This window comes from Roseobacter sinensis (assembly GCF_025755255.1).
In the GTDB taxonomy this organism is placed as follows: Bacteria; Pseudomonadota; Alphaproteobacteria; order Rhodobacterales; family Rhodobacteraceae; genus Roseobacter; species Roseobacter sinensis.
This window is the reverse complement of sequence record NZ_JALIEB010000012.1, coordinates 58,255-77,870: the sequence shown is the minus strand read 5'-3', so window position 1 is coordinate 77,870 and position 19,616 is coordinate 58,255. Positions and strand designations below refer to the sequence as shown.

Sequence of the window (19,616 nt, the reverse complement as noted above, 5' to 3'; positions counted from 1 at the left end):
TGGGCCCGACCTTCCCCGTCACGCCAGGGGCGTGCCGTGGGCGCGACGAGGGCGCTGCCCCCGACCTATGCTCCGGTGTCAGGTTTTTCGATCCGATGCTTCAGCGAAAAGCCCGCCATACTCCTGACGCAGCACGTTCTTTTGAACCTTTCCCATGGTGTTGCGTGGCAGTTCGGGCAGCATGATCAACCTGCGGGGATGCTTGAACCGCGCCAGTTCCGCGCCGACCGCCAGCTCAATCGCCTGCACGTCCGGCGACCGACCGTTTTCCGCAACCAGAAAGCCCACCACCGTTTCGCCAAAATCCGGATGCGGCACGCCAACGACGGCGCTTTCCAGCACGCCCGGCTGGTCATCGAGCACGCTTTCGATCTCCTTGGGATAGATGTTGTAGCCGCCCGAGATGATCAGATCCTTGTTGCGCCCGACGATCTGCAGATAGCCCTGATCGTCGATAAACCCCAGATCACCGGTGATGAAAAACCCGTCTTCGCGCAGCTCCTCGCGGGTCTTTTCCGGCATCTGCCAGTAGCCCTTGAACACATTCGGGCCGCGCACCTCGATCTGGCCGATCTCGCCGTCCGGCAACCTGTCTCCCGTCGCCGGATCGGTGACTTTCAGCTCCACCCCCGGCAGCGGAAAGCCCACCGTGCCTGCCCTGCGTGCCCCATCGTAGGGGTTCGAGGTGTTCATATTGGTCTCGGTCATGCCGTAGCGTTCGAGGATGCGGTGGCCGGTGCGCTGCTCGAACTGCACATGCGTTTCGGCCAGCAGAGGCGCGCTGCCCGACACGAAGAGCCGCATATGGCGGACCAGCTCCTTGGTGAAGCGCGGATCGCCGAGCAGGCGGGTATAGAAGGTCGGCACGCCCATCATCGAGGTTGCCTGCGGCAGATGCGCGATCATCGCGTCCAGGTCGAACTTCGGCAGGAAGATCATCGACCCGCCCGACAGCAGGATCACATTTGTCGCGACAAAGAGCCCGTGGGTGTGGAAGATCGGCAGCGCGTGCAACAGCACATCCGCATCGGTGAAGCGCCAATAGTCGACCAGCGTTTCAGCGTTCGACAGCAGGTTCGTCTGCGTCAGCATCGCGCCCTTCGAGCGCCCGGTGGTCCCGGAGGTGTAGAGCAAGGCGGCGAGATCATCGGCGCTGCGGGCGACGGTGTCGAACGTCGCGGGCTGGCCACGCGCGATCTCGGGCAGACTGCCTTCGCCCTGCGCGTCGAGCGTTTCCAGCCGGGCGCCCGACGCCGATGCGATCGGGCGCAGACGCTCCGCACGCTCCGGATCGCAGACAACCAGACGCGCGCCGCTGTTCTCTATGAAATACTCAAGTTCCGCAGGGGTGTACCCGGTGTTGAGCGGCAGGAAGACGATGCCGGCCTGCACGGCGGCGGCATAGGCGGCCAGCGCCTGCGGCGATTTCTCCACCTGCAACGCCAGCCGGTCTCCGGGCGTCAGGCCGAGTTGGGAAAAGGCATTGGCATATCGCGCAGCGATGGCGAGGAAGTCAGAATGCGTGATGGTGATGCCGTCGCCCAAGTGCAGAAAAGGCGTGGTCCGGCCGGCATGGCGGCCGAAGAGCTGATCAAAGAGAGGGTTCGCCATCGCGATGTCCTTGGTCTGAAGCCCGATCTGCGGCCGCCGCAAGGGCCTGAACGCTTGCAGAGGCTGCCACCTCGTAGGCCCCAGCGTAGCCCTCGTGGTTTTGCGCGATCCGCGCGCGATCGTAAAGATAGTTCACCATCACACCGCCCGATTGTGCCATCCCATTCGGCGAGACATCGGCAGAGGCGTGCACATCATGCACAAGCGCGCCGTTCCCGAGGTGGAATCGTGCGACAGGGTCTCGCGGGCTGCCGTTGGCACGCTTGGCCTGCAACAGGTAATGGGCCGCGCATTGGCGCTGCTGCTCCGGATCGTCACTCATCACCCGTCCGACCTCCTGCATCCAGTCCATCAGACCGGGGATGGGCGAGAGCGTGACGAAGGTCTCCAGGCCCGGCAGGTCGCGGGACAGATCGGCCACCACCTGCTTGATCAGCGAGTTGCCGAAGGAGATACCGGCGAGACCGGCCTGACAGTTCGAAATCGAATAGAAAACCGCCGTGTCGGCATCCTCCGCCGCCAGCTCGTCTCGGGCGTCGGAGAGAAGCGCCTGCACCGATCCGGGAACGCCTTTCGTCAAAGCAACCTCCACGAAAATCAGCGGCTCATTCGGCATCGCGGGGTGAAAATAGGCAAAACACCTCCGGTCGCTCGGCTGCACCCGGCGGCGCAGATCCTCCCAGCTGTCGATGGCATGCACAGCCTCATAGGCGATGATCTTCTCCAGCACTTCGGCAGGGCTTTCCCAATTGATCGGCAGCAGAACAAGAAAGCCGCGGTTGAACCAGGAAGAGAACAGATGCCGCAAGTCCTGGTCCACCGGGCCAAGGTCAGGGTGCATTGGCAAGGCATCCAGCAGGTCGCGGCGCATCTGCACCAGCTGCGCCGTCGCCCCCGGCACCTGGTTCAGACGGCGCGCCAGCTCCTGCCGCTTGGGCTCGACCGCTGCCGAGAAGGCGCGGTAGGTCTCGCTGGAGGGTTCGGTCTCGAAGGCCGCCAGGGTCCGGCGCACGGCCTCTGCGTCGAGCCCCATCTCCTCGGCAAGCAGTTTGAAAAACCCCAGCCGCTCGTCCCCCTCCATGCGCGCATATCGGTCAAGGATATGCCGCGCTGTGGCGGCACCCGAGACCTCACCGGACCGGCCGAGGACAGCAGCGCAGAGCTCGGGCATGGAGCGGCCTTCCAGGTCGGGTTCCAGCGGGCTGCGATAGCGCCTCTCGAACACGGTGGAGAGAAGACCGGCAAAGAAACTCAAAACGCAGGCCCCATCACGGCATCCGGCAGCCAGGTGGCCAGCCCCGGGAAGAGGCAAAGCAGGACGATCGCGATCACCATGCAGGCCACGAAGGGCAGCGACCCCTTCAGGATGGTTTTCAGCGAGATATCGGGCGCGATGCCGTTGATCACATAAAGGTTCAGCCCGACGGGCGGCGAGATCAGTCCGATTTCCATGTTGATGGTCAGCACCACCGCGAACCAGATCGGGTCGAACCCTGCGGTGGTGATGATCGGCAGCAGAATGGGCGCCGCCATCAGGATCACGGCCACAGGGGGCAGGAAGAACCCGGCGATCAGCAAAAAGACATTCACCGTGGCCATCAGCACCCAGCGGTTCACGTCCAGCGTGCCGATCCATTCGGCGATGGATTGCGTGATGAAAAGGCTGGAGAGCATATAGGAAAACACACCCGCGGCGGCGATGATGAAGAGGATCATCACGCTTTCCTTGGTGCTGTCGCGCAGCACGTGCCAGAGCGCCTTTGGGCTCCAGAGCTTGTAGATTACCATGGCAATGATGAGGCAAAGCAATGCGCCGACAGCAGCGGTCTCGGACGGTGTGGCGATGCCGCCGTACATCGCATAGAGCACGCCGATGATGATGCCGATGAAGGGCAGCACGCGCGGCAGGATTTCGAGCCGCTGACGCCAGGTATAGCTACCCGCGGTGAGCAGGCCCGCACTGCCGGTACGCCACGTGGAATAGAGCGACCAGGCCATGAAAAGCGCAACCAGCATCAGCCCCGGGATCACGCCTGCGAGAAACAGACGACCAATCGAGGTCTCGGTCGCGATGCCGTAGACGATCATCGTGACCGACGGCGGGATCAGGATGCCGAGCGTGCCGCCTGCAGCGATGGAGCCTGCGGCCACACCATCGGGATAGCCGCGCTTGCGCATTTCGGGGATGCCCATCTTGCCGATGGCGGCACAGGTGGCGGGGCTGGAACCGGACATGGCGGCAAAGAGCGCGCAGGCCCCGAGGTTGGAGATCACCAGCCCTCCGGGCACCCGGGTGAGCCAGCGCTCCAGCGCCTCGTAAAGATCCGCCCCCGCCCGGGTCGAGGCGATGGAGGCCCCCATGATGATGAACATCGGGATCGAAAGCAGCGCGAAGTTGTCCAGCTTGCCAAAGAGGATCTCCGGCATCAGCTCCAGGCTCCGCATGCCGTCGAAGATCATCAGGAACCCGGCCGAGACGATCAGCAGGCCGACAGCCACCGAGACACCCGAGAACAGCACGATCACGGTCGAGACCGCAACCAGCGCGCCGAGAACCAGCGGGTCCATCAGTTGTCTCCGAGGCCGAAGGGCGCTTCGGTGCGGGTGAGCACGCCCACGAGATCGGCGACAAGCTGCAAGAGCAGCAGCCCGAAGCCGACGGGCAGCGCCAGATAGGGTATCCACAGCCGCACGCCCCAGACCGTATCGGAACGCCAGCCGCGCTCCCAGGCAAAGTGCCAGTACTCATACCCGTACCACAGCATGACCGCGATGATCGCAATCGAGAGGGACAGGGTGACCACAGCCAGCCCCCGCCGCGCCGCGAATGGCAGCGCCAGCGGGATCAGGTCCACATTCACGTGCCCCCGCAGCCGCTGCACGTAAGGCAGGCCGACCAACGTGGCTCCGATCACCAGGTAGATCACCATTTCGGTCTGCCAGACAGTCGAGCCGTTCAGCACGAAGCGCACGAAGATCATCTGGCAGGTGATGGCCACGGCGAGCACGATCATCGCGGCCGAACACCACCCGGCCAGTGTCGAGAGCGCTGCAACGAGGCGAAGAAAAGGGTGGTTGCCAACCTCGGCGGTGGCAGCGGTATTCTGTCCAGCCATGGGAGATCTCTCAGCGGTATGGGGTGAGGATCGGGCGGCGACACCTCACCGCCCGCCGCAGATCATTCGACGGCCAGCGCCATGTCGAGCAGCGCCTGTCCGTCCGGGACTTCCTCGACAAACGCCTTGAAGGAGGTCTCTTTCGCAATCTCCTGCCAGGCTGCAAAATCCTCTGCTGTCATTTCGGCAATTTCGACACCGGCGTCCTTGAAGACCTTCACCGACTCGGCATCCTGCTTCTTAGCCTCTTCGAGATAGAAGGCCTCGGCCTTTGCGGAGGCTTCGAGAAGTGCTGTCTGTTGCGCTTCGGTCAGCCCCTCGAAGGTCGATTTGTTCATCAGAACCGGCTGGTACATGAACCAAAGTGCAATGTCGGAGGCCGGCGTGTAGCATTTGACCTGCTCGTAGATCCGGTAGGAGACGAAGGACGACGACGAGGTGTTGGCCGCGGTCAGCACACCGGTTTGCATCGCGTTGTAGATCTCGGAAGAGGCCATGGAAGCAATCGACGCCCCTGCCCCGGCGAGCATCTGCTCAAACGCCTTGCCTGCGGCGCGTGTCTGCTGGCCTGCCACGTCTTCGGGCTTGGTGATGCATTTGTCCTTCCCGACGAAGCCGCCGGCGAGATAGCCATGCACCAGCACCATGACGTCATCGGCCGCCATCTTTTCCTCCAGCGCCGCCATGAACGGGCTCTCGCTGAGCCGCGCGGCGTGATCGTGGTTCTTCACCAGGCCGGGCATCAGCGTGAGGTTGTAGGCCGGTTGCTGCCCGCCCGCGTAGCTGAGTGGCAGTACGGTCATATCCAGCTGCCCGCGGCTGAGCGGCTTGTATTGTTCGCGCGGCTTGAACAGTGACTTGGAGCCGAAGATCTTGATCTCCAGATCGACATCGGCAGCGGCGACTTCATCCGCGATGATCTGTGCCACCTGGTGGCGCACATCCTTATTGGACCATTGGTGAGACAGGCGCAATTCGGTCGCCTGCGCGGTAGCGGCACCAAGGGCAAGGGTGGCAGCAAAGGCTGCGGACAGCAGTGATGGTTTCATGTTTTCCTCCCAGATGACCGGCCTCGTTTCGCCGGCCGATAGGTCAGCATTTAGCGTCTCGCATTCAGAGTCAATATTTTTGTATACAATAATATGATTGTCGCACACGTGGTTTGCTCCTACATTGGCGGTATGGAAATCAGACATGCAGACCGCATTGCCGACGCGCTGGAGGAGCTGGTCTTCACCGGCCAGTTCAATGACGGTGACCGCCTCGATGAGATACGGCTGGCAAAGCAATTCGGCGTGTCCCGCACGCCGATCCGCGAAGCACTGCAGCGGCTTGTTGTCTCGGGCATTGCCGAGCAGCTGCCGCGCCGCGGGGTCTTCGTGCGCCAGCCCGGCCCCGTCGAACTGATGGAGATGTTCGAGACCATGGCAGAGATTGAAGCGGTCTGCGGACGGCTGGCCGCGCGCCGCATCTCGGACGCGGCACTGGCCGAGCTCGATCAGGCCAACAGGCTGTGCCGCGAGGCGGTGTCATCCCACGACACCGACGCGTACTACCTCGAGAACGAACGCTTCCATCACACCATCTATGCTCAATCCGGCAACAGCTATCTGGCCGGACAGGCGCTGCGCCTGCATCGGCGACTCAAGCCGTTTCGGCGGCTGCAATTGCGGCTGCGCGGTCGGATGGCACAATCCATGGCCGAGCACGAGGAGATCGTGGCAGCCTTGAAGGCCGGGGACGATCAGCGCGCCGCCTCGGCGCTGCGCGATCACGTCGGCATCCAGGGCGAAAAGTTTCGCCACCTGATGATGGAACTGCGTACGGCAGCCGAGTAGCCGTCAGTCGCCGAGACGAACCGCCTGCCCGGTGCCCTGCTGGGCCGCGGAAAACCCGGCTGCATTCAGCGCATAGCTGGCGCCCACAGAAATGACGGCCATGGCGGCAAAGGCGAGGGTCATCTCTCTCATGTCGAGCCCGCCTTGGATTGCTCTTCCTCCACTTCCGCCGTCCAGATGCTGTGGTGCTCGCGCGCCCATTGCAGCTCCACCTGGCCGTCGCCCATCGCTGCATAGGCGCCTTCCATGCCGACCGAACCGATGTAGATATGCGCGATGATGATCGCCATCAGAACGAAGCTGACAATGGCGTGCCAGAGTTGGGCATATTGCATCTCTTCATGGGGTGTCAGCGCCGTGTTCAGCTCGCCCAGACCGACGAGCTGCGGCAGGCCGAGCGCGTTCAGCTTCTCGAAGGTCGGAGCGAACATCGGCAGCTCGAACGGAAAGAGCAACGACAGGCCCGAGGCCGAAATCGACCCGCCCAGAATGATCACGGACCAGAAGATGAGCTTTTGGCCTGCGTTGAACTTCTTGGCGGGCGGGTGACCCCTGCCGAAGATGCCGCCGCCCTTCAGAATCCAGTTGATATCCGTCCGGTCCGGCAGGTTGTGCACAACCCAGAAGACAAAGACGAGCACTAGCGCCAGCATGAAGGCCCAGGAGACGTTGTTGTGCACCCATTTCGAGGCGACGGCGATTGTCGCAAAGGCCTCATGCCCAAAGGCCGGGATCAGCACCTTGCGCCCTGCCAGGGTGATCAGCCCCGTGATCCCGAGCAGGATGAAAGACCCCGCAAGCAGCCAATGGGCGAACCGTTCCGCCGACTTGAAGCGCAGGATCGTCTGGCCAGTTTTCTCGCCGTCGATGCGGATGCGCCCGCGGATCAGGTAGAACAGCGCCAGCAGGACGATCATACCGCCCAAGAGCCCGGTGCCATAGGTCAGCAGCGGGCCTTCGCGAAAGAGCAGCCAGCGCATGCCACCATCCTGGATGAGCACCTCCGCCGCGGGGCCGCGCGCTTGCGTTGTGATGGCGGCAGTGTTGTAGCGATAGGCCCGCCACAGGTCGGGATCGGATGCGCCCCCCAGGGTCCCGAGTTGCTCGGTGATCGGTGCTGCAGTCTCCGGATTGCCGGTCAGATCGCTGCGGAAGCTGTCGTCGATCTTGAGCCCTTCCTGACGCTTCAGGATATCTTCAAGCGTCTGAGCGCCGCCTGTGGCGCTGCGATCGACGGGTGGCGCCTCCTGCGCCTGTGCACCGACGGCGAGGCCTATCGTCAGAACCAGCAGACTGAGAAGTCGCAGCATGGACGTATCCTGTTCAATCAAGACATCCGGGGCGGCCCGACCGAGCCGCCCCGCAAGAGTTCACACCCTTAAGGCGAAGGTCAATCGCCTTTCTGGTCGTAGGCGGTGCCCCAACCCCAGGCGCCGGAGCCGAAGCCGCGTGCCACGACCCGCTCGCGATAGATGCTCGAGACCACATCACCGTCCCCTGCGAGCAGCGCCTTGGTGGCGCACATCTCGGCACAGATCGGCAGCTTGCCCTCCGCAATCCGGTTCCGCCCGTATTTGGCGAACTCGGCCGTCGAGTGGTTCTCTTCGGGTCCGCCGGCGCAGAAGGTACACTTGTCCATCTTGCCGCGGCTGCCGAAGTTGCCCGCCTGCGGGAACTGCGGCGCGCCGAAGGGGCACGCATAGAAGCAGTAGCCGCAGCCGATGCAGAGGTCCTTGGAGTGCAGCACAACGCCTTCTTCGTTCTGGTAGAAGCAGTCCACCGGGCAGACCGCCATGCAGGGCGCGTCCGAACAATGCATGCAAGCCACGGAGATCGAGCGCTCCCCCGGCTTGCCGTCATTGATCGTCACGACCTTGCGGCGGTTGATGCCCCAGGGCACCTCATGCTCGTTCTTGCAGGCGGTCACACAGGCGTTGCATTCGATGCAGCGTTCGGCGTCGACGAGAAATTTTGCTCTTGCAGCCATTTGTCAGTCCTCCCTTACGCTGCCCAGATCTTGCAGAGAGTCGATTTCGTCTCCTGCATCTGGGTCACACTGTCATAGCCATAGGTCTGCGCGGTGTTCGTCGCCTCACCCAGCACGTATGGATCGGCGCCTTCGGGGTATTTGTCCCTCAGATCGACCCCCTCCATGTGCCCTCCGAAGTGGAACGGCATGAAGGCCACACCGGCCTCGACCCGTTCGGTGACCATGGCCATGACCTTGACCTTGCCGCCTTCGGGGCCTTCGACCCAGACCTGTTCGCCATCGCGCAGGCCGAGGTTGTTGGCGTCGCGCGGGTTCACTTCGATGAACATGTCCTGCTGCAGTTCCGCCAACCACGGGTTGGAGCGGGATTCGTCGCCACCCCCCTCGTATTCGACCAGGCGACCCGAGGTCAGGATGATCGGATATTCTTCCGAGAAGTCCTTTTCCTGGATCGACTTGTACATGGTCGGCAGACGCCAGAACTTCTTGTCCTCATAGGTCGGATAGTCGGCCACGAGGTCGCGCCGGTTGGTGTAGAGCGGCTCGCGGTGCACCGGGATCGGATCCGGGAAGGTCCACACCACCGCGCGGGCCTTCGCGTTCCCGAAGGGCGCGCAGCCGTGCTTGATGGCCACCCGCTGGATGCCGCCCGAGAGGTCGGTCTTCCAGTTGGCGCTCGGACCACCGACCGCCTCGATCGCAGCCCGTTCCTCGGCAGTCAGATCGCCGTCCCAGCCGAGGTCCATCAGCATCTGCATGGTGAACTCCGGATAGCCGTCCTGGATCTCGGCGCCGGGGTTCGAGACCCCTTCGGCGAGCAGGTTGTCCCCATCCCGTTCGACGCCGAAGCGCGCCCGGAAGGCAAGCCCGCCCTCAGCCACCGGCAGCGACATGTCATAGAGGTTCGCCGTGCCTGGGTGGTTCATCTCGGGCGTGCCCCAGCAGGGCCACGGCATGCCGTAGAAATCGCCATCCGCCGGGCCACCGACCGCGCGCAGCGTGGTGCGGTCGAAGGTGTGCTGGTTCGCCATGTGCATCTTCAGCCGTTCCGGCGACTGACCGGTGTAGCCGATGGTCCACATGCCGCGGTTGAACTCGCGGGTGATATCCTCGATCACCGGCTCGTCGCCGTCCATCGCGATGTTGCGGAACAGCCGATCATGGAAGCCGAGCTTCTTGGCGAACATCGACATGATGATGTGATCGGGCAGCGATTCGAAGATCGGATCGACCACCTTGTCACGCCACTGCAGTGACCGGTTGGAGGCGGTGCAGGAGCCGCGCGTCTCGAACTGCGTCGAGGCCGGCAGCAGGTAGACACCATCCGTCCGATCCTGCATCACGGCAGAGACGGTCGGATAGGGGTCGATTACCACCATCATGTCCAGCTTCTCCATCGCCGTCTTCATCTCTTTCTGACGGGTCTGCGAGTTGGGTGCATGGCCCCAGAGGAACATGATCCGGGTGTTGTCGGGCTGGTCGATATTCTCCTTGTCCTCGAGCACCCCGTCGATCCAGCGCGACACCGGGATGCCGGTCTCGTTCATCATCAGCCGGTCCGCGCCATCCTCGCCCGCGCCTTCCATCACAGCAAAGCGGGATTTGAGCCAGTCGAGATCTTCCTCCCAGACCCGTGCCCAATGTGCCCAGGAGCCGGGCTTGAGCCCATAGTAGCCGGGCAGCGTATTGGCCAGAACGCCGAGGTCCGTGGCACCTTGCACGTTGTCGTGGCCACGGAAGATGTTGGTGCCACCACCGGCGGTGCCCATGTTGCCAAGTGCCAGCTGCAACACACAATACGCACGCGTATTGTTATTGCCGTTGGTATGCTGGGTGCCACCCATGCACCAGATCACCGTGCCGGGGCGGTTGTTGACCAGCGTGCGTGCCACCCGCTTGAGCTGGCTGCCGGGTGCGCCGGTCACACGTTCCACTTCTTCCGGCGTCCATTTCGCGACTTCGGTCCTGATCTGATCCATGCCCCAGACACGTGTGCGGATGAACTCCTTGTCCTCCCACCCGTTCTCGAAGATGTGCCAGAGAATGCCCCAGACCAGTGCCACATCCGTACCCGGCCGGAAGCGGACGTATTCATCCGCATGGGCAGCGGTGCGGGTAAACCGCGGGTCGCAGACGATCAGCGGCGCGTTGTTCTGCTCCTTGGCCTTCAGCATGTGCAGCAGCGAAACGGGGTGCGCCTCGGCCGGGTTGCCGCCGATCAGGAACATCGCCTTGGAATTGTGCATGTCGTTGTAGCTGTTGGTCATGGCGCCGTAGCCCCATGTGTTCGCCACACCCGCCACGGTCGTCGAGTGACAGATCCGCGCCTGGTGGTCGACGTTGTTCGTGCCCCAGTAGGCCGCAAACTTGCGGAAGAGATAGGCCTGTTCGTTGTTGTGCTTGGCCGAGCCCAGCAGGTAGATCGAATCCGGCCCGCTTTCCTCGCGCACCTTCATCATACCGTCGCCGATCTCATCGATGGCCTGTTCCCAGGAGATGCGCTTCCACTCGCCTCCCTCTTTTTTCATCGGGTACTTCAGGCGGCGCTCGCCATGGGCGTGATCGCGCACCGCAGCCCCCTTGGCGCAGTGAGCACCCAGGTTGAACGGGCTGTCCCAGCCCGGCTCCTGCCCGGTCCAGACCCCGTTCGAGACTTCCGCAACGACGGTACAGCCCACCGAACAGTGGGTGCAGACCGACTTGATGGTTTCGACAGCGCCCGCGGCGGCTGTGGCCGCGGAGGCCTGGGTGACGGTCCCGCCGGTGGCCGAGATGGCCGCCAGCCCGCCGATGGCGAGCCCCGATCCGCGCAGAAACGTCCGGCGATCCACCGATTTCGTCGCGGCACCGGACAGGATGTTGGTCCGCCCGGCGCGCTGAGTGACCGAGTTGGTCTTTTTCCTTAGCATGGTTCCCTCCCTTGCTGCCCCGTTCAGGTGGCTGGGTGTTTATGGATGTCCGTCGGCCCACGATGCGGGGCGGGACATGTCAGAACCGCGCGCTCTCCAGATAGGCGCGGGTATGAGCGGTGTCCTGCATCTTGTCGGAGTTCGGATCGACCTCCGCAGCCTCGGCCGTGCGGCCCCCGGCGGCCACGGCCACAGCCGCAGCAGGTGCCGCCGTCCCGGCCAATTTCAGGAAATCGCGGCGGTTGGTCTCGCCTTGTGCTTCTTTTGTCATGTGTCTCCTCCTTTTCGTCTCTCCGGGCGGCGTCCCGCCCCTTGTGGCAGGTCAGCCCGCCGTCATTCGAAAGGCCTCTTTTTCGATCTCCATGAAGGTGCGGCCCACCGTGCCGACCCCCGCATAAAAGACCGAGGACGTCGCACCCTCCAGATCGCTGTAGAAATGCGTCGCCCAAGGCGCGATGTGATTGTTGAAAAAGCCGCGCTGTGCTTCAAGATCGCGAGAGGGCCCGAAGCGGCCAACGATCATCCCGCCCATCATCTCCATCATCGCAGCCATGCCGTCTTCCGGCTCGAAGGTGTTCTCGGCCCGTGTGATCTGCAGCGCGGCCATGTCGTTGCGCAGCTTCGCCAGCGGCTTTTCGTTGAGAAAGCCGGTCAGATAGTAGCTGGCATAGGGCAGAAGCTCTCCGCGCCCGAGCCCGATGAAGAGCCTGGTGAACTCGCGCTCGACCCCAGCAGGAGTACTGGCCTTCGCGACCCGGGCCAGCCCGTTGATCGCCGCGCCTAGGTCGCTCTCGTCGCCTGTCAGCGCCGCCGTCTGATCCAGCAGCAACTGGTCGGCCGGGCGCGCGAGCAAAAGGCCGAGGAAGTTGTAGAGATCAGCGCGAAGCCGGTCTTCCTCTGACACATCAACGGCTTGCGCGGCAGAGTTCATGTCGCCTCCTCCTCGAAGTGAAAGCGCATGCGGCGCGGGGCGTTAGGCGCTTCCGCCACCTCCTCACCCGCCGGCATCGCAGGCTGCGGCTCCGGCGTCACATCCTCTTCCGCCGCGGCATCCGCAGTGGCGACGTCGGGCGCGTCCTCCGTCACCTCTTCTGTCCTCGCCGGCTGTTCCGCCTGACGGGCCATTTCCTCGATGTGGGCCATCATCCCCTTGCCGACCTGATAGGCGGTCTGAACGGGGCCGCCTGCGAGCATGGCCGCTCGGAAATCGTCATCGTATTCGTTCAACCCGTCCACACAAGCCAGCACCGGATTGCTGCGCCACAGCTTGCGCAGCGCCTTGTTACGCAGATGCTCGGGCACCTCCCGCGCCATGAAAGCTGCGAAATCGTCGCCCGGCTGCATGGCGTCAGGATCAGGCAGACCCATCTCCTGCAGAACCTCGGCGTCGTCCTTTTCCGCCAACTCGGCCTGGCGTGCGGCCGCGACGGCTTCGATCTGCGCGCGGGCCTCGGCCTGGGCTTCGGCCTCAACGGCAGCGCGGCGACGCGCCCAGAAGGTGCTCGGCGCGCTCATTCCGGAGGCTCCGTCCTGGCCGCGGTGGGGGCGCGATAGACATCCGAGAGCTGTGCGATCCTCGCGTCGCCGATGCCGGACTGCACCTGGTCCGTGCGCAGCTTGTCGCGCCGCCGTTTGACGAAAGGCGTCTCGCGGTGATGCTCATCGACGAATCGCGTCACCCACTCCAGCACTGCGGGTGGCATCGGCACACGCTCGACAATTTCTTCACCGCTGTCGGAATAGTCCTGCGCCTCATAGGGCGAGGCGGTGACCGTCAGGACGTGCAGCGGCATCTCGCCGTCCGCGGGCGCTTCCACGTCGCGCAGGATCACATAGACCGATGGTGAAGCGGCCTGCAATTCATGCGCATAGGCCTCGCTGTCGGAGACATAGAGCCAAAGATCATGTGTCGAGGCGTGGTATTCGGACACGCCCGCATCCTCGCGCAACAGCTTCCAGGATGCCGCCCCTGCACCGGGAAGCACCGCGGTGGCGCGCCAACTCCACTTCGCCCACGGTGTGACACCGGGCGACCGACGGATGACGACTCCAAGCCTCGCGCATTGCGACTCTGGATAGACGACTCCCAAAACTACTCCTTAGATGCGCACTGTTCTTGTCTTCAGCTTAGCAAATCACTGCCATTATCCTAGAAAAATCTGTATTCTTCTGTACGCAATTGGTCGTAGATGGCCTGCGGGCGCGCCTTGCATCTGGGCAAGGGTCTGAATTCATAAAGCTTTGACGGTTCTGCATTTTTGCACCGACATGCGCGCTCTTCACATGCCATCTCGCGGAACCGGCGCGGGCCTATGAAAATGCGTCGATTCCGGTTTACGTGGCCGGGATTTCCTGCCTTTCTATGGTCCGGCACTGCAGCCGGTGCCCGGCAGAGCGCGTGACTGCAGCCAAGGGGGGAGCATGGCGAAGAAACTTGTGGTGTGTGACTGCCTTGGCAGTCAGGCGATTGACCCTGAAGCGATTTCAGGCGTCACCGGTGTCGCATGCTCCAAGATGATGACAGAGGCCTGCGGGTCGCAGATCGCGCAGACCGCCGAGCATCTGGCCGAGGGTGACGTCATGGTGGCCTGCCAACAGCAGGCCCCGCTCTTCCGTGACCTGGCCGATGAGATCGGGGCGGCGCACCCGCAGTTCGTCGACCTCAGGGATCGCGGGGGGTGGAGCGATGACGGTGCGGAGGCGACGGCCAAGATGGCGGCTCTCGTGGCCGAGGCCCAGCTCGAAAGCCCGCCGGAGCGCACCATCGACATCGTCTCCTCCGGCGCCTGTTTGATCATCGGATCGGGAGAGGTGGCCGAGCAGGCAGCTGAAAACCTCGCCGGGATACTCGCCGTGACCGTGCTGCGGTCTGCGCCGGAAGAGGTCACGCCGGGCGGCGCTTTCGACGTGGTCTGCGGAGAGCTGCGCCGGGTCACGGGCAGCCTGGGCCAGTTCGACCTGCGCATAGATCGCTTCCAGGAACCTGTCGCCGGCGGTCGTGGCAGCGCTACATGGACCGCGCCGAAGGACGGGGCACTCAGCAATTGTGATGTGATCCTCGATCTGAGCGGCGGCCCGTCCCTCTTCCCGGCGCCCGAGAAACGCGACGGGTATCTGCGCGCCGATCCCGGCAGCCAGAGCGCCGTGGCAAAGGCGGTGCTCGACGCCTCTCAGCTGATCGGCACCTTCGAAAAGCCGCTCTACGTCCGGCTGGAAGAGCCGCTCTGCGCCCATTCGCGAGCCGAAAAACCGGCCTGCTCGAAATGTCTCGACGCCTGCCCGACGGGCGCGATCACCTCCGCCGGAGAGCATGTCGCCATCGATCCGATGATCTGTGCGGGTTGTGGGGCCTGCGCATCGCTCTGCCCCTCGGCCGCGATCACCTATGACGCCCCGCCCGTCGCGACACTCTTTGCCCGGATCGATACGCTCGCCCGCAGCTTCCGGGCCGCCGGCGGACAGAACCCGCGCCTCCTTGTGCAGGACGAGCATGGCGCGGAGATGATCTCGCTCAGCGCGCGCTACGGGCGCGGCCTGCCCGCCGATGTGATCCCGTTTGCCGTCTCCGCACTCGCGGGCTTCGGCCATGCGGAAATGCTCGCCGCGCTGGCCAGCGGCTTCGCCGATGTCGCGATCCTTCTGGCGCCGCGCAGTGACCGGGCGGTCCTGCAACAAGAGACCGAGCTGGCAAATGCGATCGCCGGTGGCGCCCGCGTGCGCCTCCTTGACCTCACCGACCCCGACGCGCTCAGCGCAGCTCTCTACGATCACGACGGCGACCCCAGCGTCGTCGACCCGATCCTGCCGCTGGGCTCGCGCCGTCAGGTCACGCGGCTCGCCGCGAAAGCCTTGCAGCCCGAGGCGGAGGTTCTCCCCCTGCCCGAGACAGCACCCTATGGCGCCCTGCTTTTGGATCAGGAGGCCTGCACGCTCTGCCTCTCCTGCGTGTCGCTATGTCCGGCGGGGGCACTGGGGGACAACCCAGACAAGCCACAGCTGCGGTTTCAGGAGGATGCCTGCCTGCAATGCGGGCTCTGCGCCAATATCTGCCCCGAGACGGCGATCACGCTCCAGCCGCAGCTCAACCTCACCGACGCGGCTCTTGCCCAGCGGGTGCTGCATGAGGAAGAGCCCTTTGCCTGCGTCGAGTGCGGCAGCCTCTTCGGCTCGAAGTCAACGGTCGAGCGGATCATGGAGAAGCTGGCGGGCAAGCACGCGATGTTTTCCAACCCGCAGGCCGCGCGCATGATCCAGATGTGCGACAACTGCCGCATCCAGGCGCAGTATCACTCGGAGAACAATCCCTTTGCAGGCGGCGAGCGCCCGGCCGTGCGGACGACGGACGATTACCTCAGCAAGCGTAAGGATCACTGAACGTGCAGCGGCGCCCCCAGATCCGCCGGGTCGAGCCCGGACACATAAGCCAGGATCGCCTCCAGATCGGCCTGCGTCATCTCCAGGGGCACGATGGGCGGCGGCAAGCTCGGATCGAACGGCTCGGTGACCTCGGCGATCTGCGTGAAGCTGGGATGCGGATTGCGCAGATGGAAGGTGGCAAAGCGGTCGTCCCAATCCGTCAGCGCGCGCAGCACGGCGAAGGACGGCGTGGCGCCCATGCCATTCATTCGGTTGCTTTCGTTGATCACATGGCAGCGCCCGCAGAGCTGCAGCGACAGCCGCTCGCCCGCCGCACGATCGCCCGCGTAGCTGAGCGCAACTGGTGTGACCGCTCCCGGTTTGACGGCCACAAATGCGCGGCCATCCGGGGCCGTGAAGCTCTCGATCGTCTTGCGCCCGATCTCCGAGCGCAACCAGTCGGCAAAGCGTTCCGCGCGCGGGTCACCCTCGTGCGCAAGGCCCCAGCGCTGGCCTACCCCTTCGAAGAGCGCGCGGTCGCCGGTGACGAAACGCATCTCGGCAGGCTCCGCCTCGCCCACACGGGTGATACGCACCCCGGTCTTCAGAACAAAGCGCGGCACCAGGTATTGCGCAAAACCCGAGGTCTCCAGCACGTCGGGCACCGCGAGGCGCAGCGCCTCCTCCGCCCGGCCCGGCAGTGCGAGCCAGATCCCCAGCAGGATCGTCAGCAGGTGCCGCATGCCCGCAGTTTCCTCCCCTTGGCAAGTAGGGCAGACTAGAATCGCCCGCGCAAGGCCGTCAAGTTTCCCCAGACCCCCACCCCATGAAGGAGCCGGATCATGAGCGACGATTTCAATATGTCCATGCGCAAGTTTCTCAAGCAGGTCGGTGTGACCTCGCAGCAGGCCATCGAAGACGCGATGCGTCAGGCGGGCGACACCCGCGGCAAGAGCTTTTCCGCCAAGGTGGTGCTGACCGTCGACGGGCTCGATCTGGAGCACGTTGTGACGGGACAGATCACCGGCCGTGACGAGGGTGCCACCTGAATGGCGCCCACGCGAGACAGCGTTTTGGCCGCACTGAAGACGGTCACCGATCCGCTCTCCGGGTCGGATATCGTCTCCGCCGGTCTGATCAAGGCGCTGACGGTCGGTGATGCGGGCGATGTGCGCTTCGTGATCGAGGTGTCGCCCTCGCAGGCCGAACAATACGCTGACGTACAGACCAGCGCCGAGGCCGTGGTCAAGGCACTTGCCGATGTGGGCAGCGTCTCGGTTGTGATGACCGCGCACAGCACGCCCGCCGCGCCGCCGGACCTCAAGCCGCAGCGCGCCGACCCATCGGGCCCGCAGAAGATTCCGGGCATCGATCGCATTCTCGCCATTGCCTCGGGCAAGGGCGGTGTCGGCAAATCCACGGTCGCCGCCAATCTCGCCTGTGCGCTGGCTGCGGAAGGTAGGCGCGTGGGCCTGCTGGACGCGGACGTCTACGGCCCGTCGCAGCCGCGCATGCTCGGGGTGTCCGGGCGACCGGCCTCGCCCGATGGCAAGACGATCCTGCCGATGCGCAACTTCGGCGTCACCATGATGTCCATCGGGCTGATGACCAATGACGATCAGGCGGTGGTCTGGCGCGGGCCAATGCTCATGGGCGCGCTGCAACAGATGATGAGCCAGGTGCAATGGGGTGCGCTCGATGTTTTGATCGTCGATCTGCCGCCCGGCACCGGTGACGTGCAGATGACATTGGCGCAGAAGGCACAGGTGGACGGAGCCATCGTCGTCTCCACCCCGCAGGACGTGGCGCTGCTCGATGCGCGCAAGGGCATCGACATGTTCAACCAGCTGGGCACGCCAATCCTCGGGATGATCGAGAATATGTCGACGCATATCTGCTCCAACTGCGGCCATGAGGAGCATGTCTTCGGCCACGGCGGCGTGGCGAAGGAGGCCGAGAAGCTGGAGGTGCCGCTGCTAGCTGAAATCCCGCTGCATCTGGACATCCGCATGGCCGCGGACGGCGGCGCGCCCATCGTTGTCTCCAAGCCCGACAGCGCGCAGGCCGGGGCCTTCCGGACGATGGCCAAGGCGCTGATTGCTGACGGCAAGGCATGAGGCCAGCTGAGCTGCCTCCCCTGTTCTCGGCGCTGGCCACCGCCGGGGCAGACCCTTTCGCAGCCGCCTGCGCCGAGGCGCAAAAGGGCTGTGACGCAGGGCTTGTCACCTATGATGTCGCCCCGGACCAGCTGCGCGCCGCGGTTGTCTTTGCGCCGGATGTGCCCCTGACCAAGGCCATGATCATGCTACCCCTCTGCGGGATCGGGTTTCAGAACGCCTTCGGCACGCTGGCGCCGCCGGAAGTGTCGCTGCAACTGGAGTGGGGTGGCGGGCTGCAGCTGAACGGCGCCCACTGCGGCGGGCTCGAGATCAGTGCTGCGTCCCGCGCCCCCGAAGCTGTGCCGGACTGGATGGTCGTCGCACTGACGCTCACGCTGTCGTCCGACGCCAAAGACACCGGTGTCACGCCGGATGTGACCACGCTGGCTGCGGAAGGGTGCGGCGCGGTCGACCCCATCGACCTGCTCGACTCCTGGATCCGGCACACGCTGGTCTGGATCAACCGCTGGGAGGAGGATGGGGTGAGGCCCGTTCACACCGAATGGACCGGCCTCGCGCATGGTATCGGCGCGCAGACCTCGGTCGATGGGAAGACCGGCCTCTTCCAGGGCGTCGACGAAGACTTCGGTTTGCTCTTGCAGCAGACCGGCGGAGCACAGATCATACCGCTCACACGCATGCTCAAGGACGCCCCATGAAACTCGCCCGCGCCATCCATTTCGACGACAGCGACACGCGCGTCTTCCACAGCCCGGCGCGCACGGGCGAATGGTGCATCTCGGGTGGCTTCGAGTTCTCCAACTGGTCCGAAGGCGATCTGGTCGGCAAGGCCAAACAGGCCTTCACCAACGGCTGGTTGGGGCTGGAAACCTTCGGGCGCACGAGCTTCGTCGCCGTCACCCAGATCGAGGCCAACGAGCGCGCGGCACTGGCCGAGGCGCTCGCGCAGCACTTCGTCGACATCTACGGCGCACCCTCGCGCGAGGCGGCGATGGGCGTGGCCGAGGAAGAGATCGACCAGATGGTGGCACTTTGCGAGGATCAGGACTTCAACACTCTGCTGACGGTGACGCGCGAGTTGACCGAGGCGGGCGTGAAGGAAAGCTACCGCGTGATCGAACCGCAAGAGGCCGGGATCGAGCAGTTCGCCGTGCACGGCTCATTGGACGAGGAACCGCACGGGCACTAAACGAAAACCACCGTCGCGGTGACCATCGTTTAACAGCAAAAATGCCAAGACGTGAGAAGTAAAATGCGGGACATTGCTGCCATTGAGCGTCCGGTCTAAAGTGCGGATAACTCGCTCTCCAGCGCTTTCCGAAGTAGCGGTGCGGTTTGATGTACCCATGGCGGTTCATTGTTTCGAACAATCAGCCAGAACTTTACACCTTCCTTCCAGAAGGTGGCGTCGATCAATCCGGCTTCCTTCTTGTCTCTCTTGAAGTGCCAATGAACGGAGTTGGGGTACTTTACGCGCGAGTGGCCTCCAATATGCAAAATGTACAATCCCGTCGCCATTGCGGCGCGCTCTGCAACTCCCAGCATTCTTTCCTTCGTCATCTCATCGTCAATGCTGACCTCAAGATGATAAGACTTTCGTTGTTTCGCCATGCTCTGGCCTTTCACACAGTTCCACGCACAGCCGATTAGGTGCAGGCGGGTCAAGAGTTTTAACT

Annotated in this window: 21 protein-coding genes; 6 read left to right on the top strand and 15 right to left on the bottom strand. The window is 63.9% G+C overall.

Features of this window, described 5'->3' with window-relative positions:
- Positions 1 to 78: 78 nt before the first annotated feature.
- From MUB52_RS16935 to dctP, 5 genes are all read right to left on the bottom strand, one after another.
- Positions 79 to 1,611: a malonate--CoA ligase gene (locus tag MUB52_RS16935; RefSeq protein ID WP_263845425.1), complete on the bottom strand. Its 1,533-nt coding sequence runs from the start codon at positions 1,609 to 1,611 to the stop codon at positions 79 to 81.
- Complete coding sequence (locus MUB52_RS16930) at positions 1,592 to 2,866, bottom strand: malonyl-CoA decarboxylase (protein ID WP_263845424.1); 1,275 nt, start codon at positions 2,864 to 2,866, stop codon at positions 1,592 to 1,594. The genes MUB52_RS16935 and MUB52_RS16930 overlap by 20 nt, the downstream gene beginning before the upstream one ends.
- On the bottom strand, positions 2,863 to 4,179 hold the full coding sequence (locus tag MUB52_RS16925) for a TRAP transporter large permease (protein ID WP_263845423.1): 1,317 nt from the start codon (positions 4,177 to 4,179) through the stop codon (positions 2,863 to 2,865). Before MUB52_RS16925 ends, MUB52_RS16930 begins: the two co-directional genes overlap by 4 nt.
- A complete protein-coding gene (locus MUB52_RS16920) occupies positions 4,179 to 4,727 on the bottom strand; it encodes a TRAP transporter small permease (RefSeq protein WP_263845422.1) in 549 nt (182 codons plus the stop codon). The genes MUB52_RS16925 and MUB52_RS16920 overlap by 1 nt, the downstream gene beginning before the upstream one ends.
- Positions 4,728 to 4,789: 62 nt before the next feature.
- The gene (gene dctP, locus MUB52_RS16915) at positions 4,790 to 5,776 is read right to left on the bottom strand and encodes a TRAP transporter substrate-binding protein DctP (RefSeq protein WP_263845421.1); all 987 of its coding nucleotides are present in this window, start codon (positions 5,774 to 5,776) and stop codon (positions 4,790 to 4,792) included.
- A gap of 132 nt (positions 5,777 to 5,908) precedes the next feature.
- Here dctP and MUB52_RS16910 point away from each other — a divergent pair, with 132 nt between their 5' ends.
- The gene (locus tag MUB52_RS16910; protein WP_263845420.1) at positions 5,909 to 6,565 is read left to right on the top strand and encodes a GntR family transcriptional regulator; all 657 of its coding nucleotides are present in this window, start codon (positions 5,909 to 5,911) and stop codon (positions 6,563 to 6,565) included.
- Between the two features lie 3 nt (positions 6,566 to 6,568).
- Here MUB52_RS16910 and MUB52_RS16905 read toward each other — a convergent pair whose 3' ends face one another.
- From MUB52_RS16905 to MUB52_RS16870, 8 genes are all read right to left on the bottom strand, one after another.
- Positions 6,569 to 6,697 (bottom strand): hypothetical protein, encoded by a 129-nt coding sequence (locus tag MUB52_RS16905; RefSeq protein ID WP_263845419.1) that lies wholly within the window; start codon positions 6,695 to 6,697, stop codon positions 6,569 to 6,571.
- A complete protein-coding gene (locus tag MUB52_RS16900) occupies positions 6,694 to 7,875 on the bottom strand; it encodes a formate dehydrogenase subunit gamma (protein WP_263845418.1) in 1,182 nt (393 codons plus the stop codon). The genes MUB52_RS16905 and MUB52_RS16900 overlap by 4 nt, the downstream gene beginning before the upstream one ends.
- An 80-nt stretch (positions 7,876 to 7,955) precedes the next feature.
- The gene (gene fdh3B, locus MUB52_RS16895) at positions 7,956 to 8,552 is read right to left on the bottom strand and encodes a formate dehydrogenase FDH3 subunit beta (protein WP_263845417.1); all 597 of its coding nucleotides are present in this window, start codon (positions 8,550 to 8,552) and stop codon (positions 7,956 to 7,958) included.
- Between the two features lie 14 nt (positions 8,553 to 8,566).
- Positions 8,567 to 11,464 carry a formate dehydrogenase subunit alpha gene (locus tag MUB52_RS16890; protein WP_263845416.1) on the bottom strand — a complete coding sequence of 966 codons (2,898 nt, stop codon included), beginning with the start codon at positions 11,462 to 11,464 and terminating at the stop codon, positions 8,567 to 8,569.
- Positions 11,465 to 11,543: 79 nt separating this feature from the next.
- Positions 11,544 to 11,735 carry a twin-arginine translocation signal domain-containing protein gene (locus tag MUB52_RS16885; protein WP_263845415.1) on the bottom strand — a complete coding sequence of 64 codons (192 nt, stop codon included), beginning with the start codon at positions 11,733 to 11,735 and terminating at the stop codon, positions 11,544 to 11,546.
- Positions 11,736 to 11,786: 51 nt separating this feature from the next.
- On the bottom strand, positions 11,787 to 12,395 hold the full coding sequence (locus tag MUB52_RS16880) for a TorD/DmsD family molecular chaperone (RefSeq protein ID WP_263845414.1): 609 nt from the start codon (positions 12,393 to 12,395) through the stop codon (positions 11,787 to 11,789).
- Positions 12,392 to 12,979 carry a DUF3306 domain-containing protein gene (locus tag MUB52_RS16875; protein ID WP_263845413.1) on the bottom strand — a complete coding sequence of 196 codons (588 nt, stop codon included), beginning with the start codon at positions 12,977 to 12,979 and terminating at the stop codon, positions 12,392 to 12,394. Before MUB52_RS16875 ends, MUB52_RS16880 begins: the two co-directional genes overlap by 4 nt.
- Positions 12,976 to 13,554 (bottom strand): DUF3305 domain-containing protein, encoded by a 579-nt coding sequence (locus MUB52_RS16870; RefSeq protein WP_263845412.1) that lies wholly within the window; start codon positions 13,552 to 13,554, stop codon positions 12,976 to 12,978. The genes MUB52_RS16875 and MUB52_RS16870 overlap by 4 nt, the downstream gene beginning before the upstream one ends.
- Positions 13,555 to 13,885: 331 nt before the next feature.
- Between MUB52_RS16870 and MUB52_RS16865 the strand changes: the two genes are divergently transcribed.
- On the top strand, positions 13,886 to 15,838 hold the full coding sequence (locus MUB52_RS16865; protein ID WP_263845411.1) for a 4Fe-4S binding protein: 1,953 nt from the start codon (positions 13,886 to 13,888) through the stop codon (positions 15,836 to 15,838).
- Here the strand turns inward: MUB52_RS16865 and MUB52_RS16860 are convergent.
- Positions 15,832 to 16,563: a c-type cytochrome gene (locus MUB52_RS16860; protein ID WP_263845410.1), complete on the bottom strand. Its 732-nt coding sequence runs from the start codon at positions 16,561 to 16,563 to the stop codon at positions 15,832 to 15,834. The genes MUB52_RS16865 and MUB52_RS16860 overlap by 7 nt on opposite strands.
- Before the next feature lie 99 nt (positions 16,564 to 16,662).
- On the opposite strand from MUB52_RS16860, the gene MUB52_RS16855 reads away from it, so the two are divergent.
- The 4 genes from MUB52_RS16855 to MUB52_RS16840 are packed head-to-tail and all read left to right on the top strand — an operon-like array spanning position 16,663 to position 19,129.
- On the top strand, positions 16,663 to 16,869 hold the full coding sequence (locus tag MUB52_RS16855) for a DUF6494 family protein (RefSeq protein ID WP_263845409.1): 207 nt from the start codon (positions 16,663 to 16,665) through the stop codon (positions 16,867 to 16,869).
- Positions 16,870 to 17,937, top strand: a complete 1,068-nt coding sequence (locus MUB52_RS16850) for an Mrp/NBP35 family ATP-binding protein (protein WP_263845408.1) — start codon at positions 16,870 to 16,872, stop codon at positions 17,935 to 17,937.
- A complete protein-coding gene (locus MUB52_RS16845; protein ID WP_263845407.1) occupies positions 17,934 to 18,638 on the top strand; it encodes a biotin/lipoate--protein ligase family protein in 705 nt (234 codons plus the stop codon). The genes MUB52_RS16850 and MUB52_RS16845 overlap by 4 nt, the downstream gene beginning before the upstream one ends.
- Entirely contained in the window at positions 18,635 to 19,129 is a 495-nt protein-coding gene (locus MUB52_RS16840) for a DUF6505 family protein (RefSeq protein ID WP_263845406.1), read from the top strand. The genes MUB52_RS16845 and MUB52_RS16840 overlap by 4 nt, the downstream gene beginning before the upstream one ends.
- 95 nt (positions 19,130 to 19,224) lie before the next feature.
- On the opposite strand, the gene MUB52_RS16835 is transcribed toward MUB52_RS16840, so the two are convergent.
- Positions 19,225 to 19,551, bottom strand: coding sequence for a hypothetical protein (locus MUB52_RS16835; protein ID WP_263845405.1), 327 nt, complete (start codon positions 19,549 to 19,551; stop codon positions 19,225 to 19,227).
- Between the last annotated feature and the right edge of the window lie 65 nt (positions 19,552 to 19,616).

Bases quoted from the DNA above. Each gene is read 5' to 3' on its own strand.
- MUB52_RS16935 (WP_263845425.1), bottom strand. From the start codon at position 1,611: ATGGCGAACCCTCTCTTTGATCAGCTCTTCGGCCGCCATGCCGGCCGG.
- MUB52_RS16925 (WP_263845423.1), bottom strand. From the start codon at position 4,179: ATGGACCCGCTGGTTCTCGGCGCGCTGGTTGCGGTCTCGACCGTGATC.
- MUB52_RS16920 (WP_263845422.1), bottom strand. From the start codon at position 4,727: ATGGCTGGACAGAATACCGCTGCCACCGCCGAGGTTGGCAACCACCCT.
- dctP (WP_263845421.1), bottom strand. From the start codon at position 5,776: ATGAAACCATCACTGCTGTCCGCAGCCTTTGCTGCCACCCTTGCCCTT.
- MUB52_RS16910 (WP_263845420.1), top strand. From the start codon at position 5,909: ATGGAAATCAGACATGCAGACCGCATTGCCGACGCGCTGGAGGAGCTG.
- MUB52_RS16905 (WP_263845419.1), bottom strand. From the start codon at position 6,697: ATGAGAGAGATGACCCTCGCCTTTGCCGCCATGGCCGTCATTTCTGTG.
- MUB52_RS16900 (WP_263845418.1), bottom strand. From the start codon at position 7,875: ATGCTGCGACTTCTCAGTCTGCTGGTTCTGACGATAGGCCTCGCCGTC.
- fdh3B (WP_263845417.1), bottom strand. From the start codon at position 8,552: ATGGCTGCAAGAGCAAAATTTCTCGTCGACGCCGAACGCTGCATCGAA.
- MUB52_RS16890 (WP_263845416.1), bottom strand. From the start codon at position 11,464: ATGCTAAGGAAAAAGACCAACTCGGTCACTCAGCGCGCCGGGCGGACC.
- MUB52_RS16885 (WP_263845415.1), bottom strand. From the start codon at position 11,735: ATGACAAAAGAAGCACAAGGCGAGACCAACCGCCGCGATTTCCTGAAA.
- MUB52_RS16880 (WP_263845414.1), bottom strand. From the start codon at position 12,395: ATGAACTCTGCCGCGCAAGCCGTTGATGTGTCAGAGGAAGACCGGCTT.
- MUB52_RS16875 (WP_263845413.1), bottom strand. From the start codon at position 12,979: ATGAGCGCGCCGAGCACCTTCTGGGCGCGTCGCCGCGCTGCCGTTGAG.
- MUB52_RS16865 (WP_263845411.1), top strand. From the start codon at position 13,886: ATGGCGAAGAAACTTGTGGTGTGTGACTGCCTTGGCAGTCAGGCGATT.
- MUB52_RS16860 (WP_263845410.1), bottom strand. From the start codon at position 16,563: ATGCGGCACCTGCTGACGATCCTGCTGGGGATCTGGCTCGCACTGCCG.
- MUB52_RS16855 (WP_263845409.1), top strand. From the start codon at position 16,663: ATGAGCGACGATTTCAATATGTCCATGCGCAAGTTTCTCAAGCAGGTC.
- MUB52_RS16850 (WP_263845408.1), top strand. From the start codon at position 16,870: ATGGCGCCCACGCGAGACAGCGTTTTGGCCGCACTGAAGACGGTCACC.
- MUB52_RS16845 (WP_263845407.1), top strand. From the start codon at position 17,934: ATGAGGCCAGCTGAGCTGCCTCCCCTGTTCTCGGCGCTGGCCACCGCC.
- MUB52_RS16840 (WP_263845406.1), top strand. From the start codon at position 18,635: ATGAAACTCGCCCGCGCCATCCATTTCGACGACAGCGACACGCGCGTC.
- MUB52_RS16835 (WP_263845405.1), bottom strand. From the start codon at position 19,551: ATGGCGAAACAACGAAAGTCTTATCATCTTGAGGTCAGCATTGACGAT.